21 protein-coding genes are annotated in these 22,674 nt (G+C 70.2%); 7 read left to right on the top strand and 14 right to left on the bottom strand.

Annotation, left to right across the window (positions count from 1 at the left end; genetic code table 11):
- Positions 1 to 53: 53 nt before the first annotated feature.
- The gene (locus FB464_RS17360; protein ID WP_246093124.1) at positions 54 to 887 is read left to right on the top strand and encodes a DeoR/GlpR family DNA-binding transcription regulator; all 834 of its coding nucleotides are present in this window, start codon (positions 54 to 56) and stop codon (positions 885 to 887) included.
- 31 nt (positions 888 to 918) lie between these two features.
- Here the strand turns inward: FB464_RS17360 and FB464_RS17355 are convergent, their stop codons facing one another.
- Genes FB464_RS17355 through FB464_RS17340 form a run of 4 tightly spaced genes read right to left on the bottom strand, consistent with a single transcriptional unit; the run spans position 919 to position 5,319 of the window.
- Positions 919 to 2,262, bottom strand: coding sequence for an aminotransferase class III-fold pyridoxal phosphate-dependent enzyme (locus tag FB464_RS17355; protein ID WP_116415917.1), 1,344 nt, complete (start codon positions 2,260 to 2,262; stop codon positions 919 to 921).
- 19 nt (positions 2,263 to 2,281) lie between these two features.
- Entirely contained in the window at positions 2,282 to 2,980 is a 699-nt protein-coding gene (locus tag FB464_RS17350; protein ID WP_246093123.1) for a DedA family protein, read from the bottom strand.
- Positions 2,977 to 4,596, bottom strand: a complete 1,620-nt coding sequence (locus tag FB464_RS17345; RefSeq protein WP_142206749.1) for a sensor histidine kinase — start codon at positions 4,594 to 4,596, stop codon at positions 2,977 to 2,979. Before FB464_RS17345 ends, FB464_RS17350 begins: the two co-directional genes overlap by 4 nt.
- A 48-nt stretch (positions 4,597 to 4,644) precedes the next feature.
- Complete coding sequence (locus tag FB464_RS17340; protein WP_116415919.1) at positions 4,645 to 5,319, bottom strand: response regulator transcription factor; 675 nt, start codon at positions 5,317 to 5,319, stop codon at positions 4,645 to 4,647.
- Between the two features lie 150 nt (positions 5,320 to 5,469).
- Here FB464_RS17340 and FB464_RS17335 point away from each other — a divergent pair, with 150 nt between their 5' ends.
- Positions 5,470 to 7,836: a heavy metal translocating P-type ATPase gene (locus FB464_RS17335; RefSeq protein WP_170151986.1), complete on the top strand. Its 2,367-nt coding sequence runs from the start codon at positions 5,470 to 5,472 to the stop codon at positions 7,834 to 7,836.
- Between the two features lie 145 nt (positions 7,837 to 7,981).
- Here the strand turns inward: FB464_RS17335 and FB464_RS17330 are convergent, their stop codons facing one another.
- Positions 7,982 to 8,542: an HIRAN domain-containing protein gene (locus FB464_RS17330; protein WP_116415920.1), complete on the bottom strand. Its 561-nt coding sequence runs from the start codon at positions 8,540 to 8,542 to the stop codon at positions 7,982 to 7,984.
- 148 nt (positions 8,543 to 8,690) lie between these two features.
- The gene (locus FB464_RS17325; protein WP_116415921.1) at positions 8,691 to 8,912 is read right to left on the bottom strand and encodes a hypothetical protein; all 222 of its coding nucleotides are present in this window, start codon (positions 8,910 to 8,912) and stop codon (positions 8,691 to 8,693) included.
- A gap of 76 nt (positions 8,913 to 8,988) precedes the next feature.
- Here FB464_RS17325 and FB464_RS17320 point away from each other — a divergent pair, with 76 nt between their 5' ends.
- The 3 genes from FB464_RS17320 to FB464_RS17310 all read left to right on the top strand — a co-directional run bounded on the left by FB464_RS17320 (position 8,989) and on the right by FB464_RS17310 (position 12,492).
- Positions 8,989 to 9,840 (top strand): tryptophan-rich sensory protein, encoded by an 852-nt coding sequence (locus tag FB464_RS17320; RefSeq protein ID WP_116415922.1) that lies wholly within the window; start codon positions 8,989 to 8,991, stop codon positions 9,838 to 9,840.
- Positions 9,841 to 9,982: 142 nt separating this feature from the next.
- Complete coding sequence (locus FB464_RS17315) at positions 9,983 to 10,996, top strand: DMT family transporter (protein ID WP_116415923.1); 1,014 nt, start codon at positions 9,983 to 9,985, stop codon at positions 10,994 to 10,996.
- Positions 10,997 to 11,139: 143 nt separating this feature from the next.
- A complete protein-coding gene (locus FB464_RS17310; protein WP_116415924.1) occupies positions 11,140 to 12,492 on the top strand; it encodes a choice-of-anchor G family protein in 1,353 nt (450 codons plus the stop codon).
- A 305-nt stretch (positions 12,493 to 12,797) separates the two neighbouring features.
- Here FB464_RS17310 and FB464_RS19915 read toward each other — a convergent pair whose 3' ends face one another.
- Together FB464_RS19915 and FB464_RS17300 are read right to left on the bottom strand one after the other, a co-directional pair.
- Positions 12,798 to 13,328, bottom strand: a complete 531-nt coding sequence (locus tag FB464_RS19915) for a hypothetical protein (protein WP_170151987.1) — start codon at positions 13,326 to 13,328, stop codon at positions 12,798 to 12,800.
- Positions 13,329 to 13,491: 163 nt separating this feature from the next.
- Positions 13,492 to 14,160, bottom strand: coding sequence for a TetR/AcrR family transcriptional regulator (locus FB464_RS17300; protein ID WP_170151988.1), 669 nt, complete (start codon positions 14,158 to 14,160; stop codon positions 13,492 to 13,494).
- 97 nt (positions 14,161 to 14,257) lie between these two features.
- Between FB464_RS17300 and FB464_RS17295 the strand changes: the two genes are divergently transcribed.
- A complete protein-coding gene (locus FB464_RS17295) occupies positions 14,258 to 15,694 on the top strand; it encodes an MFS transporter (protein ID WP_116415927.1) in 1,437 nt (478 codons plus the stop codon).
- 170 nt (positions 15,695 to 15,864) lie between these two features.
- On the top strand, positions 15,865 to 16,725 hold the full coding sequence (locus tag FB464_RS17290; protein ID WP_116415928.1) for a hypothetical protein: 861 nt from the start codon (positions 15,865 to 15,867) through the stop codon (positions 16,723 to 16,725).
- Between the two features lie 257 nt (positions 16,726 to 16,982).
- Here the strand turns inward: FB464_RS17290 and pip are convergent, their stop codons facing one another.
- The 6 genes from pip to FB464_RS17260 all read right to left on the bottom strand — a co-directional run bounded on the left by pip (position 16,983) and on the right by FB464_RS17260 (position 22,577).
- On the bottom strand, positions 16,983 to 17,963 hold the full coding sequence (gene pip / locus FB464_RS17285; protein WP_116415929.1) for a prolyl aminopeptidase: 981 nt from the start codon (positions 17,961 to 17,963) through the stop codon (positions 16,983 to 16,985).
- Positions 17,964 to 18,019: 56 nt separating this feature from the next.
- Positions 18,020 to 18,331 carry a DUF7882 family protein gene (locus FB464_RS17280; protein ID WP_116415930.1) on the bottom strand — a complete coding sequence of 104 codons (312 nt, stop codon included), beginning with the start codon at positions 18,329 to 18,331 and terminating at the stop codon, positions 18,020 to 18,022.
- A 70-nt stretch (positions 18,332 to 18,401) separates the two neighbouring features.
- The gene (locus tag FB464_RS17275) at positions 18,402 to 19,199 is read right to left on the bottom strand and encodes a response regulator transcription factor (RefSeq protein WP_116415931.1); all 798 of its coding nucleotides are present in this window, start codon (positions 19,197 to 19,199) and stop codon (positions 18,402 to 18,404) included.
- Positions 19,196 to 20,713, bottom strand: coding sequence for a sensor histidine kinase (locus tag FB464_RS17270; RefSeq protein WP_142206748.1), 1,518 nt, complete (start codon positions 20,711 to 20,713; stop codon positions 19,196 to 19,198). Before FB464_RS17270 ends, FB464_RS17275 begins: the two co-directional genes overlap by 4 nt.
- Before the next feature lie 2 nt (positions 20,714 to 20,715).
- The gene (locus tag FB464_RS17265) at positions 20,716 to 21,540 is read right to left on the bottom strand and encodes an ABC transporter permease (RefSeq protein WP_116415933.1); all 825 of its coding nucleotides are present in this window, start codon (positions 21,538 to 21,540) and stop codon (positions 20,716 to 20,718) included.
- Complete coding sequence (locus FB464_RS17260) at positions 21,537 to 22,577, bottom strand: ABC transporter ATP-binding protein (protein ID WP_116415934.1); 1,041 nt, start codon at positions 22,575 to 22,577, stop codon at positions 21,537 to 21,539. The genes FB464_RS17265 and FB464_RS17260 overlap by 4 nt, the downstream gene beginning before the upstream one ends.
- Positions 22,578 to 22,674: the final 97 nt, after the last annotated feature.

Raw genomic sequence — 22,674 nt, 5'->3', positions numbered from 1 at the left:
GTTGTGTTTGGTTTCTTATTGACAAATCTGCGGGTGCTGAGCACGATGGAACCGTGGCCGACCCCGAGAACGACCAGCAACTGCCCGCAGCGCTCCGTCGGGAACGGATGCTCGCCGTGATCGACGAGCGCGGCTTCGCCCGCGTGGGTGAGCTCGGCGAGACCTTCGGAGTCTCCGACGTCACCGTGCGGGCCGACCTCGACGAGCTCGACCGCCTCAAGGCGATCCGTCGAGTGCACGGTGGGGCGGTCATCCGGAGCCGCCAACTGCAGGCCGAGCCGACTCTGGAGCAGGCGATCGGGGCGTCGACGGCCGAGAAGACGACCATCGGAACACTGGCCGCCTCGCTCGTGCGCCCCGGCCAGAGCGTGCTGCTCGACGTGGGATCGACCGCCCTCGCCGTGGCGGAGTCCCTCGTGGCGCGGGGCGACCTCAGCGACGTGGTGGTGATCACGAACGGGCTCCGCATCGCACTGGCCCTGGAGCCGGGCGTGGTGGCGGGGCGGCTGACCGTGATCGTCTCGGGCGGGACGCTCCGCCCGCAGCAGCACTCCCTCGTCGAACCGCTGGCGTCGTCGATGATCCGGGGGCTGCACGCCGACCTCGCGTTCATCGGCTGCAACGGGGTCGACGGGGCCCTCGGCGTGACGAACCTCAACCTGCCCGAGGCGCAGGTGAAGCGTCTGATGCTCGAGTCGGCGAGCCGCGCGGTGATCATCGCGGACCGCAGCAAGCTCGGCCAGGTGCACCTCGGCACCGTCGGATCGCTCCGCGAGTTCGACGCGCTGGTGACGGGTGCGGCGGCGGCCCCGGATGCCCTGGCCGAGGAATACGAGCAGGCGGGGTTGCTCGTGGTCACCGACGCGGCCTCAGCCGCCCGCTTCTAGGCCCGCGGGGCGCGGGGCGACGCGCGGCGGCCTACGGCTCGAGGGCCTGCAGGGCCTGCTCGATGACGGTCGCGGCGTCGTCGATGAGGGCTTCGCTGATGACGACGCTCGGCAGGAAGCGCAGCACGCTGTCCCAGCTGCCCGCATCCAGAACGATCACGCCGTTCGTGGTCGCATGCGTGATGACCGCCGATAGCGCTTCGGGGTTGGGCTTCCGGGTGCCCGGATGCACGAGCTCCACGCCGAACATGGCGCCCTTGCCGCGCACCTCGCCGACCACCGAGAAACGCTCGGCCCAGTCGCCGATGCGAGCGAAGAAGGCCCGCTCGACGCGCTTCGCCTCCTCGATCAGGTTCTCGCTCTCGATGAGATCGAAGACCGCCAGCGCCGCCGCAGTGCTCACAGGGTTGCCGCCGAAGGTGCCGCCGATGCCACCGGGCTGCACGGCGTCCATGATCTCGGCGCGGCCCGTGACCGCGGCCAGCGGGAAGCCGCCGGCGATGCCCTTGGCGCTCGTGACCAGGTCGGGGACGACGTTGTGGTGCTCGATCGCGTACCAGGCGCCCGACCGGGCGATGCCGGCCTGGATCTCGTCGGAGACGAACACGATGCCGTTCTCGGTGCAGAAGGCACTGAGCGTCTCGAAGAAGCCCTCGGCCGGGATGACGATGCCCCCGTCGCCCTGGATCGGCTCGACGAAGAGCGCCGCCAGTTCGGTGGCCCCGATGTGCGTGTTGATGTAGTCGATCGTGCGCTCCGCCGCCTCGACGCCCGTCATGCCCTGAGGGTCGCGGAACGGGTAGCTCGTCGGAACGCTGTAGATCTCACCGGGGAACGGCCCCATCCCCGCACGCTCCGGCCACGGCCGGTAGGTCATCGCCATTGTGAGGTTGGTGCGGCCGTGGAAGGCGTGGTCGAGGGCGGCGATCGCCCGGCGACCGGTGTACTTGCGGGCGATCTTCACCGCGTTCTCGACGGCCTCCGCTCCCGAGTTCACGAGGATCGACCGCTTCTCGAAGTCGCCGGGAGTGATCTCGGCGAGCTTCTCGGCGACCAGCAGGTAGTTCTCGTAGGGCGTCACGGTGAACAGCGTGTGCGTCAGCTTGTTGGCCTGGGCGGCGGCAGCAGCGGCTATGGCCGGGTGCGCGTGGCCGATGGTGGTGACGCCGATCCCGCAGCCCAGGTCGATGATCTGGTTGCCGTCGACGTCGACCAGGATGGCGCCCGATCCGTGGTCCATGTAGATGTCGGCGAGCGTGCCCGCACCGCGCGAGACCGTCTTCAGACGGCGGGCGTGCAGCTCTTTCGACTTCGGGCCGGGGAGCTCGGTGACGATCTTGCGTTCCTGGGAGACAGTGAAGGGAGAAGAGGCCATGGAACGAGCTTAGATCGTGTCAGCTCTCCGCCCGGTTCGCCCTGCGGGCGCGGAGCACAGAGACAAGCACGGAGACCAGCGTGATCACGAGGATTCCGCCGATAACGACGTCGATGTACCGGGTGACGACGTCGGCGACCCCGGGGATGTGCCCGAGGAAGTAACCGAGCAGCACGATCAGCAGGGTCCAGCCCACCCCGCCGATCGCGTTGTAGAGGAGGAACTTCCGGTAGTGCATCCGGCCCACACCCGCTGCGACGGGCGCGAACGTGCGCACCACTGCGATGAAGCGGGCGAGGATGACGGCGACCCCGCCGTACTTCGTGAAGAACGCCTGGGTGCGTTCGACGCTCTTCGTGCTGAAGATGCCGGAGCTCTTGCGCTCGAAGATGCGCGGTCCCGTTCGATAGCCGATCAGGTACCCGAGTTGGTCGCCGAGCACGGCCGCGATCGAGATCACGATTACCACGAGCCAGATCGGCACGGGAATCACGCCGGTGAAAGTCAGCAGCCCGGTGAAGAACAGCAGGGTGTCGCCCGGCAGCACGAAACCGATCAGCAACCCGGTCTCGGCGAAGATGATCGCGCAGACCACCACGAGCGCCCAGGGCCCGGTGTTCTGGATGACCGTGTTGGGGTCGATCGGGTTCACTCCGGTGAGCGCACCGAGCGCGTTCGTCACACCGGGGACTGCGGCCAGGGCCGATTCGAAGGTCACGCGTTCTGGTCCTGACTGGGCGGGGGCGGGGGCGGGGAAGGGGCGGCTGCGGGCGCCGGCGGGTGAGCGGGATCGCGCGACGCGGGCAGGGTGACGACGGCACTCAGCCCTCGTGGTCGCCGGTTCGTCATCGTAACAGTGCCGCCTGCCGAGGCGACGAGGGCGAGCACGATCGAGAGTCCGAGGCCTGCCCCCCGGGACCCCGGCCGGGTTCCGCCCCTCGACTCGTCTTCGCGCGCGAACCGGTCGAAGGCCAGCGGAATGAAGTCGGGCGACATCCCGGGGCCCGTGTCGCTGATCTCGAGGCGGATGCCGTCGGCGGTGCGGGCGAGGGTGGCCCGCACGGATCCGGTTCCCGGGCCTGCCGCCTCGTTCACAGCGACGATGGCGTTGCCGAGCAGGTTGTCCGCGACCCGGCCGAAGCTCCGGCCGGAGAGGTCGAAGACCTCGTTTCGCGACCGCCCCGCCGGCGGCATGGGTGTGGCCGGGGGCGTGGATGTCGCTGGCGGCACGGTCGGCGGCGAAAGGGATGGTGGCGGCCAGGGCGAAGCGCTCGGCGATGGCCCCGTGACAGTCTCGGCAGCGGACTCCCGTTCGCCGCCGCCATCCGTGCCATCCGGAAGCACCTCGTAGTCCACCACGATCTCCGAGCCGATGCTGATCAGCCTGGCCCTGTCGATCGCGTCGGCGAGTTCTTCGGCGAGATCGTCGAACGTCGTCGTCTCCTGGGCGGTCATCCCCTCGATCCGGGTGAGTTCGAGCAGGCTCGCCGCGAGCGCGGAGAGCCGCTGCACCGTGCGTTCGGCCGACTCGATCTCGCCGAGCAGCGCGTCGGCGTCACCCGTGCTGAGGTGGGCGAGTTCCAGCTGGGTCTGCAGAATGGCGAGCGGCGTGCGGAGTTCGTGGCTGGCATCCGAGACGAGCTGTTTCTCGCGGTCGGCCGACGCTCGCAGCTGCGTGATCAGGTCGTTCAGCGTGCTGGCGAGGTAGAACAGCTCGTCGTGCGCGGGGCCGACGGGCAGAAGCTCCACCGAGGCGCTGCCGGTCAGCCGCTCGGCAGTGCGCCGCATGGCCGACACGGGCCGGAGTGCCGCAGAGGCGAGAAGCCACGACCCGACCCCGAAGAGCAGTGTCAGGATGACCAGTCCCCACGCCAGCGCGCGGGTGAGGTTGTCGAGCGAGAGACTCGACGCCGCCTCATTGCGCGCCGTCACGACACTCCAGACGCCATCGCTCGACGACACCTGGCGGGCCAGGACGAGGTATCGCGCGGCGGGGGTCCGAACATCCTGCACCGCGGTTCCGGCAGCAGCGAGCGCCGACAGCTGCGGCTCGAGTTCGGCGGGCAGCGACGACTGCATCACCCGCCCGACCGGGTCGATGACCGCGACGAGCTGGCCCTGGGCGGGGGTGTCGAGGTTCGACGATCGGCCGTCGGCGATCTCCTGCTGGTACTGGGCGAGGTCGCCCTCGAGCAGCATCACCGAGGAGCTGCGGAGGATCGAGTCGACCTGCCGGTGCACGACCACGGCCGTTCCCGCGAAGAAGACCCCCGCGATGACCAGGGTGCCGACGGTCAGCCGCACTCTGATGGAGAGGCGTCGGGCGAGCCTCACGCCGTCACCGGCCCGCTGTGCCCACTCGGCGGGCGCGGCCCACGCGGCTCACTCGGCGACCTCGAGCCCGTAGCCGACACCGCGGCGTGTGGCGATCGACACGTCGGAGCCGAGCGGATCGAGCTTTCGCCGCAGGTAGCTCACGTACTGGTCGACGACGTTCGCGTCGATGTGTTCGGTGCGACCCCAGACCTCGTCGAGGATCTCGGTGCGGCTCATGGTGACGCCCGGCCGGCCGGCGAGCAGGCGCAGCAGGTCGAACTCCTTGGGGCTGAGCGAAAGTGTGGCGTTCCCGACGATCGCCTTGCGGTTGTGACTGTCGACGACGAGCGAACCGACCGTGAGCGAGAGCTGCGGCCCGACGCTCTCGCGTCTCAGCAGGGCCCGGATGCGCGCCGTCAGCTCCACGAACGCGAACGGTTTCGTGAGATAGTCGTCGGCCCCGGCATCCAGACCTTTCACCCGGTCGTCGACGTCGTCGCGGGCGGTGAGCAGCAGGATGGGGACGGAGGAGCTCTGCTCGCGCATGTGGCGGCAGAACTCGAAACCGGACATTCCCGGGAGCATCACATCGACGATCGCCGCGGAGTAGGTCTCGGTGCTGACCGAGATGAGACCGTCGACACCATTGGCCACCCGGTCGACCTCGTAGCCTTCGGCCACGAGCCCCTTGACCAGCAGGCGCCCCATCTCGTCTTCGTCTTCGACAATCAGCAGTCTCACGAATCACCTCTCCGTTCTGATTATGCTGGCTCGCCCGCGTCGGAGGCGGAGCCGGGGCGGGAAAAAGATGTGGAAACTCACACGGGGTCCGGTCTTGGGCCCTTCATCGGATACCCCTGGGGGGTATGCTGGAGTGGTCGAAGGGCGAACATGACCATTCCGGGTGCGCACGAACACGCTGGGCACGACGATCACGTCTCGCCTGCTGGGCACGACCACGACCAGATGGATCACGCGAGTCACGACGCCCACGCCGGTCACGGCGGGCACGACCACATGGGCCACGGCGGGCACGCGGGCCACGGCGATCACGCCGCGCAGTTCCGCACCAAGTTCTGGATCACCCTCGTGCTCGCGCTGCCGACCGTGTTCTTCAGTTCGATGTTCAGCCAGCTGCTCGGCTACTCCGTGCCCGACTTCCCGGGCGCCACCCTCATCTCCCCCGTGCTCGGCACCGTCATCTTCGTCTACGGCGGGGCACCGTTCCTCACCGGCGGCCTCTCCGAACTGCGTTCGCGCCGCCCGGGCATGATGCTCCTCATCGCGATGGCCATCACCGTGGCCTTCGTCGCCTCGTGGATCACCACCCTCAGGATCAGCTCCTTCGACCTCGACTTCTGGTGGGAACTGGCCCTGCTCGTGGTCATCATGCTGCTGGGCCACTGGGTCGAGATGCGGGCTCTGGGTGCGGCATCCGGGGCCCTCGACGCCCTCGCGGCCCTGCTCCCCGACACGGCAGAGCGCGTGACGGGTGAAAGTGCAGCCACGGCCGCCGGCGCTGCCACCGCCACCGCCACCGCCACCGCCACCGCCACCGCCACCGCCACCGCCACCGAGGAGGTTCCCATCGGCGACCTGGCGACCGGCGACGTCGTGCTCGTGCGCTCCGGCGCGCGCATCCCCGCCGACGGAACCGTCGTCGACGGTACGGCGGCGGTCGACGAATCCATGATCACCGGCGAGTCGAAAGCCGTGCGACGCACGACGGGTGACCGTGTCGTCGCGGGAACCGTCGCCACCGACAGTGCGCTGCGCGTGCGCGTGACGGCGATCGGCGACGATACCGCGCTGGCGGGCATCCGCCGACTCGTGGCGGACGCCCAGAACTCCTCCTCGCGCGCCCAGGCCCTCGCCGACCGCGCCGCGGCGCTCCTCTTCTACTACGCGGCAGCCGCCGGCATCGTCACCTTCGTGGTGTGGGCCTTCGTCGGCAACCTCGACGACGCCGTCACCCGCACCGTCACCGTTCTCGTGATCGCCTGCCCGCACGCCCTCGGCCTCGCGATCCCGCTGGTGATCGCGATCTCGACCGAGCGCGCCGCCCGCGCGGGCGTGCTGGTGAAGAACCGGCTCGCACTGGAACGCATGCGCACCATCGACGTGGTGCTCTTCGACAAGACCGGCACCCTCACGCTCGGCCAGCCGACGGTCACGGATGTCGCGGTCGCCGCCCCCGCGTCCGCCTCCGCGGGCGCGCTCCCGACCGCGCCGCAGGCGCCGACCCCGGATGCCGCCCACTCCGCCCCCGCGGGCGCGGGTCTGACGCGCGAGACGCTGCTCGCCCTCGCGGCCGCCGTCGAGGCGGACTCCGAGCATCCGTTCGCCCGCGCCATCGTGCGCGCCGCCGCCACCCCCGCCGCAGTCGAAACCCCGAAAATTGCCGGTATCGGCGCCGCAGACCGACAACTTTCGGGGTTTGGATCCGGCGACAGCGCGGCGTACCGGGCGAGCGACTTCCGTTCGCTGACCGGGCGCGGCGTGCAGGCGAGCGTCGACGGGGAGACGGTGAGCGTCGGCGGGCCCGCGCTGCTGCGCGCCGAGCGGACCCAGCTGCCCGAGGGACTCGCCCGCGAGACCGCCGCCTGGGCCGAGCGCGGCGCCACGGTGCTGCACGTACTCCGCGGCGGGCAGGTGCTCGGCACGTTCGCGCTGGAGGACGGCATCCGGCCCGAGTCCCGCCAGGCGGTCGACGCACTGCACGCCCGCGGCGTCACCGTCGCCATGATCACCGGCGACTCGCACACGGTCGCGAACGCGGTCGCGGAAGAGCTCGGCATCGACGAGGTCTTCTCCGAGGTGCTCCCCGAAGACAAAGACGGGAAGGTCGCCGAACTGCAGGCGCGCGGCCTCCGGGTCGCGATGGTCGGCGACGGCGTCAACGACGCACCCGCACTCGCCCGCGCCGATGTCGGCATCGCGATCGGCGGGGGCACGGATGTCGCGATCGAGTCCGCCGGCGTCGTGCTGGTCTCGAGCGACCCCCGTGCGGTGCTCTCGGTGATCGAGCTGTCGAAGGCGAGCTACCGCAAGATGATCCAGAATCTCGTCTGGGGTGCGGGCTACAACCTGCTGTCGGTGCCGTTGGCGGCCGGCGTGCTGGCTCCGATCGGATTCGTGCTGTCGCCAGCGGTGGGCGCGATCCTGATGTCGGCGTCGACGATCATCGTGGCCGCGAACGCCCAGCTGCTGCGGCGGATCGACCTCGACCCCGCACGGCTCGCCGGCGCGCGCGACTGAGCCCCGGGCATCCGGTGCATGGGCCGAGGCCGGCTCGGCATCGGCCCGGCACAAGCGCCAGCCCCGGGCATCCGGAGCCGGTCTCGGCCAGGCCCGTCACTCCGCACCGCACAAGCGGCCAGCCCCGGGCATCCGGAGCCGCCGCTCAGCCGAGCCGCACCCGCCACGGATCGCCCTTCGAACCGCTGCCGAGGATCGTCGCGGGCACGATCACCTGCTGCGCCTCGAGAATGTGCGGGCGCAACTGCGCGGCCCAGTCGCGGCTGAGTCCGGGCGGCAGGTAGCCGACCTTCTGGGATCCGTAGTAGAGCAGCAGCTCCACGCGCACCGCGTTCGTGTCGAACGGATTGTTCGGTTCGAGTTCGAGCGAGGCGAAGAGGGGCTCGTCGGGTTCCGCGAGGGCCGTTCGGGCCTCGACGACGGCGAGGATGCCCTCCTGGTGGTAGTCGGTGGCATAGACCTCGAACGGATGATCGACCGCGACCTCGATCGTGGAGACCGGCTCCCCCACCGGAACCTCGAACAGCTCGGCTCGCAGAAGCTCGTCGCCCTGGCGGAGAGCCGCCGAGGCACGGAAGGAGATCAGCGCAGCGACCACCAGGGCGAGCGTCGCGAGCCACCCCACATGGGGAAGGAACAGCGCGAAGAACGCGGCGACGAGCAGAGCTCCCCGGAACCAGCCGGGCCAGGTCGACGGACTGAGCATGGGACGGGGCACCTCGAAGTGATCACACGTATGGCCGAACCCGGAGGGAACAGGGCCCGGGTGGACGAAACCGGAGGGGGGGACGAGGCTCCGGGGGGAGGACGCCCGGAGCCGGGGTGTGGCGACCGGCTGGCCACCACCGGCCGGTCTAGCTGTCGGAGATCTGGTGCGCCAGACGGGCGAGCGTGATGTCGTCGGTCTCGACTTTCGCCTGCTCGAACCGCTCACGGAGGTTGTGCAGCACGACCGTCAGGGGTTGGCCAGCGTAGTCCTGCCGGGTCTGGGCAAGGATTCCGGCCGTCTTCTCCTCGTTGGTCGCGTCGTCGCTACCCGCCATGATGGGCGCGCCCTGTTCACCGTTTTCAGCCATACTCCTATCCTCCCACAGCGATCCGACCGGCAGCGCGGTCTTGCTTTTCCCTGGGGAAAGCCTCTGGAATAGGAGCATGACGTCACACGAGGCACACCTCGAATCGGGTCAGCACGCCCCCTCCTCCGACCGCCTGCGCCAGGTGCTCGTCGCCGTGGGTGCGGTCGTTGCCCTCGTCGGCTCCTTCATCGGATCCGGTGCCGCCGGCGGCACCCCGATCGCAGAGGCCGCGGGCGGCGCGCTCAGCGCCGACGCGACACTGCTCGCACCGGCGGGCGGAGCCTTCTCGATCTGGAGCGTCATCTACCTCGGCCTCGTGGCGTACGCGATCTGGCAGTTCCTCCCAGCGCAGCGAGCGGATGATCGCCAGCGCCGCCTCGGCTACCCGGTGCTGCTCACCCTGGTGTTGAACGCGGCCTGGATCCTCAGCGTGCAGGCGGGCCTCCTCGCCCTCAGCGCGGTGGTGATCGTGCTGCTTCTGGTGGCGCTCTGCTGGGCATACTCGCGCGCCATCGCGACCCGCGGTCTCGGCCGCCGCTCGCTCATCGGCACCCTGCTCGTCGACGGCACTCTCGGCCTGTACCTCGGCTGGGTGAGCGTCGCGACGGCCGCGAATCTCACGTCGTACCTGCAGTTCGCCGGTTTCACGGGCTTCGGATGGTCGCCCGAAGCCTGGGGCATCACGATCGTCGCCGTGGCGGGTCTGGTCGGCGTGCTCGTCGCCGTCTGGAGCCGGGGAAGCGTCGCCCCGATGCTGTCGCTGGCCTGGGGACTGGTCTGGATCGATGTCTCCCGCGTCTCGGGATCGCTCCCCTCCCGGCCCGTGGCCATGGCGGCGCTCGTGGCGGCTGTGGTGGTCGTGGTGGTGACACTGGTCGCGCGGATCGTGTCGGCGCGCCGCGCGCGCCCGACCGCCGTGGCGCGTTGAGGAGGCTCAAAGGGTCCCATATCGCTCCAAGCCCCTCGTTCTGACGCGATATGCGCCCCTTGGCTGAACGGTCCCGGAACCCATCTGGCCCGGGGCACACCCGGCCGCCAGACCGCGCCGCGCCCTGTGCCAGAATCGGGGGATGACCAGTCCGGGCCGCTCGCTGAACACGGGCACCCGGGCCGCGACCCTCCTCGTGGTCGCAGCCGCAGTCTGCTTCGGCACGACCGGCACCGCCCAGGCCCTCGGCGCCGCCGACGCAAGCGCGCTCTCCCTCGGAGCGGCGCGGATCGTCTTCGGCGGGGCACTTCTCGCCCTGATCGCACTGGCGATCGCCGCCCGCACCCGTCGCGGCGGCGTGACCGGCACTGAACTCTGCGCTCCGTCAGACGATTCCCCCTCGGCACCGCCGCGAGCGCCAGGGCGACGACGCTCTCCGGCCGCGGCCCTGGCACTCGTCATCGTCGGCGCCATCGGGGTCGCCGCTTACCAGCCCACCTTCTTCACCGGCACCCACGAGAACGGTGTCGCAGTCGGCACGCTGGTCGCACTCGGATCGGCACCCGTGCTCACCGGCCTGCTCGAGTGGGGCGTCCGCAGAAAGGCGCCCGGGCTGCGCTGGGCCCTGGCGACTGCCGTGGCGGCGGCCGGCGTGGCCGTGCTGTCGGGCATCCTGAGTCCTGCCCAGTCGGGGAGCGGGGCATCCGGAACCGTGACCGTCGTGGGCCTGCTCGGCTCGCTCGGAGCCGGCGCCTCGTACGCGGTCTACGCCCTCAGCAGCAAACTGCTGCTCGACCGGGGCTGGCCCCCCACCGCCGCGATGGGCGCGACCTTCGGCGCCGCAGCCGTGATCATGGCACCGGTGCTCCTGACGACAGACCTCGGCTGGCTCGCGCGGCCGGGCGGATTAGCGAGCACGGCCTGGCTGGCCATCGTGACCGTCGCGCTGGCCTACACCCTCTTCGCCCGCGGGCTCCGCCGCCTGCCTGCGTCGCGCGCCGCCACCCTCACCCTCGTCGAACCGCTCACCGCCACCGTTCTCGGGGTACTGCTGCTGCACGAGCAGTTCACGGCCTCGATTGTCGTCGGGCTTCTGCTCCTCGTCGCGGGCATCCTCATCCTGACCATCACGCGCAGACCTCAGCGACGTATTTAATGATGATTCGTCATTAATGCGCTACTCTTCCTTCTGAACCCCCGGCAGTGGGGTGAACATGGAGGACACCAGTGAAGAATGCACCACCCCGCGGCCGAACTCACTCGCGCATATCCGGAGAACGGTTCCGGGTAGGGCGGCGGATGCTCGCCGCCTCACTCGCGATGGGAACCACTCTCGCACTCGCTGTTCCCGCATCGGCCAACGCGCAGACGATCGTCTCGCAGGGCACGGGCAGGCTCGTCACCACGTCACTGCTCACCACCTCGATACTCGACTCTTTGCCCACCCTGAAGGGCGCTGATGCCGTCAACACCACTGCAGCGGGCGACGTCATCGTCGACAGGCCGTTGGACGCCGGAGCGATCAGCGGGCTGACGGCCCTCAGTGCAGGGGGGACGGCGATGCTGTTCGGTGACGCGGGCGTCGTCAGGCTCGGCGCAGTCGGTCAGTACGGTCGCGCGAACAATGACGGGTCTTCGATGGCGTTCTCGGGAACGGTCGCCAGCACTGTCGTCATGCTCGCGGGGCCTGCCCTCACGAGGGGCGGACCCGTCGGCACCCCGACCACAGGCAGCGCTGCGACGCTCCTCGTGGGCAACCCGGTGACCGATCCTGTCGCTCTCAAGGCCGACTTCGTCGAGCTCTCGGCTTCCGCCGACCAGAGTGCAGCCGGCGCGCAGTCGGGCGGGTATCGACTGGGAGCCCTCGGCCTGACGGTGGGCGGCCCCCTGGTAGCGACGCCCGTCTCGACCATCAGACCCGCCCTCGACGCGGTCATCGCCGCGCTGGCGGCCGCGGGGGCCCCTGCCCCCTCAAATCCTTTCCCTGCCGACTTCACCATGAAGCTGACGACGGCGGACCTTCAGGCGGCGGGTCTCCCCAGCGACCTGAACGATCTCCCGGCTGACACCGACCTGACCCAGTTCATCCCCCTTGCCGTGTCGAACCAGATCACGCGGGAGGCGAACGACTACCTTGCCACTGCGACAGCCGCAATTCCGGGCGTGCCTGTGGGAATGAGGCCTGCTCTGACGCTCGCCATCACGACCGCCCGTGCCATCGTCGACCCCATTGTGATGAACCTGGGTAGCGCCTTCCAAGGACTGCTCGGCATCGCCCTGCGGAACCTCACACAGTTCACCGTCAACCACCGTGACGTGACGGCCGGAACGTTCACAGAGACGGCTCTCCGGATCGGTCTCGGGCCGAACGGCACCACCGCCCAGGTCGATCTGGCAAGTGCTTCGGTCGGCCCCAACGCCGGCCCGATCGTGCAGCCGACGACCACTCCGACCACGACCGCCACCACGGCTGCAGCAACAGCGGCGAGCCGCGGCGACACCGGAACGACTGCGACACTCGCCCACACAGGACTACCGCTGGAGTCGCAACTGGTGCCGTGGGGCACCCTCGCCTTCGCTCTGCTGGGAGCCGGCTTCGCAGCCTTCACCCTGACCGCGAATCGCCGCCGGCGTGCGGCATCCGGCAGCTGACAATCTGAGAGTGGAAGGTCGGGGCCCCTGGTCTTCCACTCTCGTCCGACTCGCGCCGAACAGGAACGGCGCGGGTAGGGCCCCGCGAAGTCTGCCCAAGCAGGCTCCCGCGGGGCCCGTTCTGTCTCCACATCGCCAGCGCTGCTCATCCGCGCGCCGGCCACCGAGCCTCTCTGGTCGGACCGCGAAGCGATGCCCTCGACGCGGGGTGGCGTTGGCTGCTGCGGCGGGCGCCGGGTTCGGAGGGACGGTCGAGGAAGTAGTCGGTGACGCTGTATCGCGCCGTGCGGTCGCTGCTCAGTCGCCTACGCAACCAGATGGGCGGGCTTCACGCTCGGTTCGCTGGCGAACGCCAGTTCCATGGCGGCGATAACCATTTCGATGTCGACGCGTGGCGGCTCGGCAGCAGGGAGGGTGGCGGGGCCGGCCGCGGTGGCAGGGGTGGCAGCGGAGCCGACAAGCATGGCGGAACCAGCCGCGGGGCCGGCCTCGGTGGCGGGGATGGCGGGGCCGACAGGGATGGCGGAACCAGCCGCGGAACCGGTGGCGGCGCCGGCCACGGTGGTGGTGGCGACGCCGATCGCGGCCAGGGCGGCGCGCCCAGAGGCCGGGGAAGCGGCACTGACCGCAGCCGCGTCAGCAGACCGACCAGCAACCGCCGCGACGGAGACGGCGACCGCGACCACTGCGCCCACCGCTGCGAGTGCAGCGCCGACGGTGAGCGCGATGAGGGTCACGATCACCGCAGCAGAACCCGCGCCAGCATCGGCGCCGCCTTCAGCACCTGAGGCGGCTCGCGAGAGCAGGGCGGTCAGCATCCATGTGGCGATGAGCATCGGTTCTCCTCCAGTCGGGCCGCCGTCGGGAGCGCGAGCGGCCCTGATCCGACCCTAGACAGGGTCGCGCCAGGCCGACAGCGCGCGCAGCGCTCTCACCGGCGACTCATAAGCCGCGCACATCCGCACCCGCACCCGAAGCCGCACCCGAAACCGGGCCCGCCTACGCCCCGGAGAGCGCCCGCACCTGCTCGAGCTTGCCCTCGAACGAGCACTCGAGGAGTTGCCGCACGTCGGGATCCGAGTCGATGTCGTCGGTCATCCTGAGCCCGACCATCGTGTTGATCAGCATGCCCTCAGCGAGGAACATCCGCACCTCTTCGGGGCTGAATCCTGCCGCATCCCTGAGGTACCGATAGACCTTCATGAACCCGGCGCGACCGACCGGGCCGATCACCGGATCCTTTCCGAGCACGAAGGCGTGCATCAGCGAGAGCAGCAGGCCGTGGTCGTTCAGTTGGTCGATGTACGCGCTGCCGAGCCGGCCGGCGAGCGTCATGCCGTCCTCGGGCGCCGCGCCGTCAGCTGACGAAGCACCGTCAGCGCCGGCCGACACGGTAGCCGACGACTCCACCACCTCGACGAAAGCTGCGAGCAGCCGGTCGAGCGCCCGGTCGATCACCGCCAGGAAGAGCCCCTCCTTCGTGCCGAACGTCTGCACCACGTAGGGCTGGCTCACACCGGCCGCGCGGGCGATCTGCGCCGTGGTCGACCCGACGTAGCCGTGGTCCCCGAACACCTGCATCGCCGCCTGCAGGATCGATTCCCGCCGGTCTTCGCCCCGCATGCGGGTGAGCGGTGGATGCCCGGCTCCGGTGACTGCAACATTCATGTTTGACATGTTATCAGTCGATAGCTAAAGTTTCGAAGTAATCGATCGATAAGTTAACCTCCCCCGCCCACACCTCCCACCGGAATCGAGCCCGGCAATGACAACCCAGACCCTCCCCGCACCCCGCCCCGACACGCCCCTCGGCGCACAGCCGACCACCCGCCGCCGCATCCCGATCTGGCTCGCGGTCGTCGCGGCCTCGTTGCCGATGTTCATGGCGACGCTCGACAACCTCATCATGACGAGCGCCCTGCCGGTCATCCGCACCGACCTCAACGCCTCGATCGGCGAACTGCAGTGGTTCGTCAACGCCTACACCCTCTCGTTCGCCACCTTCATGCTGATGGCTGTGGCCCTCGGCGACCGGCTCGGCCGCCGGTCGGTGTTCGTCTTCGGCATCGCACTCTTCACCGCGGCGAGTGCGTTCTCAGCGCTCAGCACCGATCCGTGGATGCTCATCGTCGGCCGCGCGTTCCAGGGCGTCGGCGCGGCGGCGCTCATGCCCCTCTCGCTCACGCTGCTCGTCGGGTCGGTCAGCACGCGGCTCCGCCCGCTCGCGATCGGCATCTGGGGTGGAGTCTCCGGCCTCGGGGTCGCACTCGGCCCCCTGATCGGTGGCGCCGTCATCGAAGGGTTCAACTGGGAGGCGATCTTCTGGCTGAACGTTCCGATCGGCATCATCTCGGTGCCGCTGGCGCTGCTGGCACTGCCGAACACCTTCGGGGCGCGCCTCCGCGCCGACGTGCTGGGGCTCGCGCTCGTCGGGCTCGGCGTGCTCGGAATCGTCTACGGGATCGTGCGCGGCAACGACGCGGGCTGGTCGAGCCTCGAGGTGGTCGGGTCGCTCGCGCTCGGTGCCGTGCTGCTCGCGGCGTTCATCGTGTGGGAGTCCCGCACATCCGCTCCCCTGCTGCCGCTCCGCCTGTTCCGCGACCGCAGCTTCAGCGTCGCGAACATCGTCGGCGTGGTCTTCAGTTTCGGCATCTTCGGATCGGTGTTCATCCTCATCCAGTTCCTGCAGATCGTGCAGGGACACAGCCCGCTCGAAGCCGGCCTGATGACCATGCCGTGGACGATGGCGCCCCTCGTCGTCGCCCCCCTCACCGGCCTGATCACCCCGCGCATCGGCACCCGTGCGCCGATCGTGGCAGGGCTCGCGCTGCAGGCGGCCGGCATTCTCTGGCTTGCGAGCATCCTGTCGGCCTATGCGAGCTACGCCTCGATGGTCGGGCCGTTCCTGCTCACCGGGATCGGTATGGGGCTCGTCTTCGCCCCGTCATCGTCGGCCGTTCTCATCAACATGGCCCCGGCCGACCAGGCCAAGGCGTCCGGCACCAACTCGACCCTCCGGGAGATCGGCGTGGCGCTCGGAATCGCCGTGCTGACCGCCGTCTTCACGGGCGCGGGCGGCCAGCTCACCCCGACCGGATACGTCGACGCGGCGATCCCCGCGGTGTTCGTCGGCGGTGCAGCCCTCGCTGCGGCGACTCTGGTCGCCCTGCTGCTCCCGTCGGGTCGGGTCGCGAAGCTCTGAGCCGCGGTCGGTGGATGCCCGGGGCCGCCCGACCCCGGGCATCCGAAGCCCTGTCGGGTCGCCCCCGCGCGAGGTACTACGACCATGGTCTGATTGCCGGCACCGGTGGGAACGGGGAGAGTCGGAGGACAGCACACCTCCGCACCCTCCCCGATCGAAAGGCCCCTCCCATGGCTCCCACCCGCACCAGGCGCACCATCGGCAGGGCGGCGATCGTCGCGGCCGCCGTGCTCGCCTCGTCTCTCGCGTTCGCCGCTCCCGCCCAGGCCAAGACGAGCGCGAACGGCGGTGACTTCGCGGTCACCGTCGCCGGCACCACCTACAACCCGGCTCCCGGCAAAGACGTCAAGCTGAAGGATCTGAAGCCCGGTGCGACGGTCGCCGTGCGCGGCATCAACGTCGGCTTCGACATCCGGGTCGCCAACCTCGGCGTCTACAACTACACGCTGACCGGCGCTCCGGATGCCCAGCGGATGGTCACGAAGCCGACCACGATCTTCGCCTCCAAGGTTCCCACGCTCTCCTCCGCCCAGTTGGCGGGCGCGACCATCAAGGAACTGCAGGTGCAGGACGACACGCTCGTCGTGACGTTCACCACCGCGGCCGGCAAGTACAAGATCCAGGCGAAGGATGGCGCGCAGGGCGGCATCTTCCAGATGGAGACCGAGTTCGCCGCCCCCGTCGAGTTCGTGCACACCCTCGCCCCGGGCATCTTCTACTTCGTCAACGCCTTCACCGGCAAGGTGAACTTCGGCGACGGTGTCGACGCTGTCACCTCCGGCCCGAACGCGCACCAGATGCTGCTCGGCAAGGACAGTCCCCAGGTCGCGACGAAGACCCTGCAGACCGGCACCGTGACGAAGTGGATCGTGCAGCCCGGCGGTCGCCTCGGCGGCGTGCTCGGCGAGGACGCCATCGAGCTCTCGGCCGGCGCCACCAACTGCACGAGCCAGTGCCAGGCGCAGAACCAGATCCACGGCTCCCTGCCGGTGCCGCCGAACCCCGTCGACCCGACCCCGATCGGCGGCTGACCCGCCCCGCGCACCAGCCCAGCACCATCCCAGCACCACCCCCGCGGGGGCGGCCCCTCCCCCGGGCCGCCCCCGCTTTCGCGCGCGCAGGTCGAAGCGCGCCCGTTTGTCGCTTCCGCGCCTGCGCGCGCCGTAGCGGAAGCGACAAACAGTAGCGGGGCGGGCGCGCGGGCGCTGGGCGCGGGGGCGCGAGGGCGCGCGGCGAGAGGGGGCGGGGGTGCGGGGGCGCGGCGAGAGCGGGGCGCGGGGCGGCGGCGTCAGGCCGCGAAGCGGTCCGTCGCCTCGAGGAGGGCGTCGAGGATGCCCGGCTCGTCGAACGCGTGGCCGGCGTCGGGCACCAGCGTGAACGACGCCTCCGGCCACGCCTCGTGCAGGTCCCACGCCGTCACGGCGGGCGTGCACAGGTCGTACCGGCCCTGGATGATCGCCCCGGGGATCCCGGCGAGCCGCCCGGCGTCGGCGATCAGCTGCCCCTCGTCGAGCCACCCACCGTTCAGGAAGTAGTGGTTCTCGATGCGCGCGAACGCGAGCGCGTAGGAGGGCTCGGCGAACCGCGCGACGAGCTCCGCGCGCGGCAGGAGGGTGATCGTCGACGCTTCCCACGTGGACCACGCCACGGCTGCGGGCACGTGCACCCGCGGGTCGGGGTCGTTCAGCAGCCGGTGGTACGCGCGGATCAGGTGCCCCCGATCATCCGGAACAAGCGGCGACGCCGCCACGGGCGCCACGAACTGCTCCCACAGGTCGGGCACGATCATCCGCGCCCCGCCTTCGTAGAACCAGTCGAGTTCGAGCTTCCGGAGCGTGAAGATGCCCCGCAGCACGAGCTCGGTGACGCGCTCAGGGTGCGTCTGGGCGTAGGCGAGCCCGAGCGTGCTGCCCCACGAACCGCCGAAGACCATCCAGCGGTCGATCCCGAGGTGCGAGCGGAGCTTCTCGATGTCCTCGACCAGATGCCAGGTCGTATTCGACGCGAGGTGGTCGGGCGAGGTCGACGCGTGCGGGATGCTCTGGCCGCAGCCGCGCTGGTCGAAGAGCACGATGCGGTACTTCGCCGGGTCGAAGAGGCGCCGGTGCGCGGGGCTGGTGCCGCCGCCCGGCCCGCCGTGCAGGAACACGACCGGCTTGCCGTCGGGGTTGCCGGAGGTCTCCCAGTAGAGTTCCTGGTCGTCACCGACCGGCAGGAAGCCGATCTCGTCGGGCTCGATCTCGGGGTACAGGGTTCGGAGGGCTGCCATGTTCCGAGCCTACGGCCCGGGCAGCACCGTGTCCGCTCCCGCGGTGCGCACCGGGCTCACGATCTCCCCTCGGGCGGCTCCGGAGTGAAGTAGAGGCCCCCACCGCTGTTCGCGGACGCCATCAGACGTTCGATCCACACACGGTTGATCGACGGGATCCGGCTGCCGTAGAAGCGGTAGTAGAGGGTGCTGCTCGGATCGACCCAGATCGAACTGCGACCGCTGCCGGCGCCCGGCGAGTCGGTCCACGAGAAGACGAAACTTTCCCGCCGCCGGAGCTTCGCCGTGATGACGATCTGCAGGTGGGTCAGGGCGCGGTCGTCGAAATCGATCTCAATGCTGGGGTTGCCATAGAGCAATATGCCCATGTTTGGGCTCCTCGGTTGTGCTCAACATAGCGGTGCACCGTCGTTTCCCACGATCTTTCGCCCGAAACGCTCAGCGCTCGAGCGGCCCGACCAGCCCGGCCTCGTAGGCGAGGATGACCGCCTGCACCCTGTCGCGCGCCTGCAGCTTCGTCAGCACCCGACCCACGTGGGACTTGACCGTCGACTCCGAAACGACGAGCCGGCCGGCGATCTCGGTGTTCGTCAGCCCTTCGGCGATCGCGACGAGCACTTCGCGCTCCCGCTCGGTGAGTGCTGCGATCCTGCTGGCGTGGCGGCCGGCCTGCACGGTGCCGTCGGTCTCCGGATGCCCGGGGGCACCCTCCCGGCGCTCAGCGCCCGTCGCGCCGCCAGCGCCGCCGATTGCTGCCGTCCCGGCCCCGCCCCCGGCCCCGGCCCCCGCCCCAGCCCCGGCCCCGGGCAGGTCGCGGCCGAACAGCTCCAACAGCTGCCGGGTGACGCGCGGCGAGACCGCGGCATCCCCGGACGCCACGGCGTTGATCGCCGCGACGAGCTCGGCAGGCCGGGCATCCTTCAGCAGGAAACCGCTCGCACCCGCCCTCAGCGCTTCGAAGGCGTACTCGTCGAGGTCGAACGTCGTGAGGATCAGCACGCGACTCTCGGGCACCTCCCGCACGATCGCCCGGGTCGCCTCGATGCCGTTCATGCCGGGCATCCGAACGTCCATCAGGATCACGTCGGGCCGGAGCGCGGTCGCCTCGCGCACACCGGATGCCCCGTCGGAGGCCTCGCCCACCACCACGAACCCCGGCTCGGCCTCGAGCACCATGCGGAACCCGAGGCGGAGCAGCGCCTGGTCGTCGACCAGCAGCAGCCGGATGTCGGTCATGCGTCCTCCGTGTCTTCAGCGTCTCCCGCGGGTTTCGCCGGCTGCGGGATGCGCGCGCGCACCTGCCACCCGCCGGCCGTCGTCGGGCCTGCCTCGAGGGTTCCGCCGTAGCCGTGCGCGCGCTCCCGCATGCCCACGATGCCGTGGCCGGTTCCGATCGAGGGGGCCGCGACCTGCGACTGGCCCTGGTCGGAGACGGTCACCGCGATCCCGTCCCCGGAGAACACGACGGCGACCGTGACGTGCTTCGGGTCGGGCGCGTAGCGGAGGCTGTTCGTGAGAGCCTCCTGCACGATGCGGAACACGGCGAGTTGGATGCCCGGATCGGGGTTGATCGCCCCCGTGACCGTGTACACGACCACCATGCCGGCGCTCCGGTACGAGGCGATGAGCGCGTCGAGGTCGTCGTGGCCGGGCTGCGGAGTGAGCGACGGCGATGCGTCGGCGCCTGCGGTCGCGCGGCCTCGAGGGGACGCGAATTGCTCCAGAGAGGCCCCGGAAGGAGCACTTTGGGTCCCCTGGACGGGTTCCGGGACGGGTTCCGGGGCGGGTTCTCGGGCGGGTTCCTGGGCGGGCGCGAGCGGCTCAGCCAGCACCCCGAGCACCACGCGCATGTCGGCGAGGGCCACGCGGCCCGTCTCCGCGACCTGCCGGATCGCCTCCTGGGCGCGGCCCGGATCGTGGCCGACGGTGCGGTCCGCCCCATCCGCCAGCGCCACCATCACCGTGAGACTGTGTGCCACGATGTCGTGCATCTCTCGGGCGATGCGCGCCCGCTCGGAGGCGGAGGAGAGCAGGGCCTGCTGGTCCCGTTCGCGCCCGAGCTGCGCGGCGCGGTCGAGCAGCGCCTCGACGTACCGCTTGCGGTTGCCCACGTTGATGCCGATCAGGGTCGCGATCAGCATCAGGAAGATGGAGGCCGTGGACATCACGAGCACCTGTCCGAGATCGCCGCCACGAGCAATCAGATCGGCGAGGATGCGCACCGCCGCGAGGCCCGCGAACGCGACCAGGGCCGACCGCGACGACACGTACACCGCGACCCCGTACAGCGCCACGACCGACGGGATCTGGGCGAGGCCCTCGAAGCTCGGGGCGACCAGGAGGATGCCGACCCCCGTCGCGATGACGAGCACGAACGGATGCCGTCGGCGGAGGTAGAGGGCGACGAGCACGATCAGCGAACCCGCGATCGCCGCGCCCGCCCGGAGCGGGTCGCGGCTCCAGTCGTCCCGTCCCATCGCCAACGAGACACCGAGGAACAGGATGGTGGGCAGCCCGTAGACCACCACGATCGAACCGTCCACGATCCAGGCGTGCCGGGCGAAGAACGAACGGAACACCCCGGGTGGCTTCGGCAGGGCGAGGTCGCTCATCCGGGCATCCGGAGCCGCCGCGGGTGCACCCGGCCCGGCAGCACCACGGGCAACCGGAACCGCCCCTTGCCCGACGGACGAACGCCCGGCCACCGTCGCCGTTCGAGGCGGGGTGACCGGGCGTTCGTCAGGCGTCATGCTCAGGCATCCCTCCGGCGCATCAGGGTGGCGGCCGCGGCGAAGACGACGGCGATCCATCCGATCATAATGAGCAGGGCCTGCCACCATTCGAATGTCGCGCTCATCTGGTAGATCGCCGGGCCGACGGAACCCGGCAGCCAGTCGGAGATGCTGTGCGCCCAGTCCACCGGAATGAGCGAGAAGATCACCGGCACGACGAGCAGCAGACCGAGCGAGGCGGCGATACCACCGGCGGTGCTGCGGAGGATCGCGCCGAGGCCGAGGGCGAGCATCCCGATCAGGGCGAGGTAACCGGCCGCACCGATGATCGGCAGGAAGACGGCCGAGTCGAAGAGATTCGACGAGTGGCCGGCATTCGCGAGGATCGGGTAGGTGACGCCGTAGGCGAGCAGGATGCCGACGAGCGAGACCACGAACGTGACGACGCCGAACACGGCGAGCTTCGCCCAGAGCACAGGCAGTCGCTTGGGCACCGCGGCGAAACTCGAACGGATCTGGCCGGTGGAGTACTCGCCGCTGATGACCAGCACGCCGAGCACGGAGACGACGAGCTGGGCGAAGACGACTCCGGCCGTCGCGCCGGCTGTGGCGAGCTCCGGGGACTGGAGGATCGCCTCCCCGCGGGGGGAGTCGATGTTGCTCACCGTGAACGAGATCACGAGCAGCCCGATCGCGATCTGCAGCACGAGGATGACCGCGTACGCCCAGATCGTCGAACGGAGGGAGCGGAGCTTGATCCACTCGGAACGGATGATGCCGCCCGCGGTCAGGCGGATCGGCGAGGTGGGGAGCGCAGTGCTCCGCTTGGTGATCGTGGCGCTCATCGGGTTGCCTCCGGGCCGGTCGGTGCGGCGTGGGTCGGAGCGGCGTGGCTTGCCGCGTGCGTGTGTTCGTGGGGGGCGTCGACCGTTGCAGGGTCGGCGTGGGCCGCGGGCTGCAGCGTGTTCACGGGGTCGAAGACGCCCGTGCGGTACTCGACGGCGTCGGCGGTGAGGTTCATGTAGGCGTCTTCGAGCGAGCCGCGGAGCGGGGTGAGCTCGTGCAGCACGATGCCGTTCGAGGCGGCCATCTCACCGACGGCCGCCGACGTGAGCCCGACGATCTCGAGGGTCTCTCCGTCGACGCTGGTGATGGTCACGCCGGGCGAGTTGAGGAGGCGGGCCATCTCCGCGGCGCGCGGGCTGACCGCTCGCACCGAGGAGGTGGTGGCGCCGCTGACGATGTCGGCCACCGGCGCGTCCGCGATGACGCGGCCCTTGCCGATGACGATGATGTGGTCGGCCGTCTGGGCCATCTCGCTCATCAGGTGGCTGGACAGCAGCACGGTGCGGCCCTCCGAGGCGAGGAAGCGCACGAGCTCGCGCACCCACATCACACCCTCGGGGTCGAGCCCGTTCACCGGTTCGTCGAGGATGAGGGTCGACGGGTCTCCGAGCATCGCGGCGGCGATGCCGAGCCGCTGGCCCATGCCGAGCGAGAACCCGCCGACGCGCTTCTTCGCGACGGTGTCGAGCCCGGTCATCTCGATGACCTCGCGCACCCGGGAAGCCCCGATGCCGTGGGTCGCGCCGAGCGCGAGCAGGTGGCTGTAGGCCGACCGGCCCTGGTGGATGGCCTTCGCGTCGAGCAGCACACCCACCTCGTGGAGCGGCGCCGCGTGGTCGCGGTAGGCCTTGCCGTTGACGGTGACGCTGCCACCGCTCGGGCGGTCGAGGCCCACGATCATCCGCATGGTGGTCGACTTGCCGGCGCCGTTCGGGCCGAGGAAGCCGGTGACCAGCCCCGGCCTGACGGTGAACGTCACATCGTCGACGGCGGTCTTCGGGCCGTACTTCTTACTGAGTGAGTGTGCTTCGATCATGCTTCGACACTACGAGGATGCCTCGTACCCGGGCATCCGCCCACAGACGGGTCTTTACGGCTGCCGCCTCCGCCTGTGTGGTACCCGGGTACTAGTC

This window comes from Subtercola boreus (assembly GCF_006716115.1).
Lineage (GTDB): Bacteria > Actinomycetota > Actinomycetes > Actinomycetales > Microbacteriaceae > Subtercola > Subtercola boreus.
This window is presented reverse-complemented; position numbering and strand designations above follow the sequence as displayed.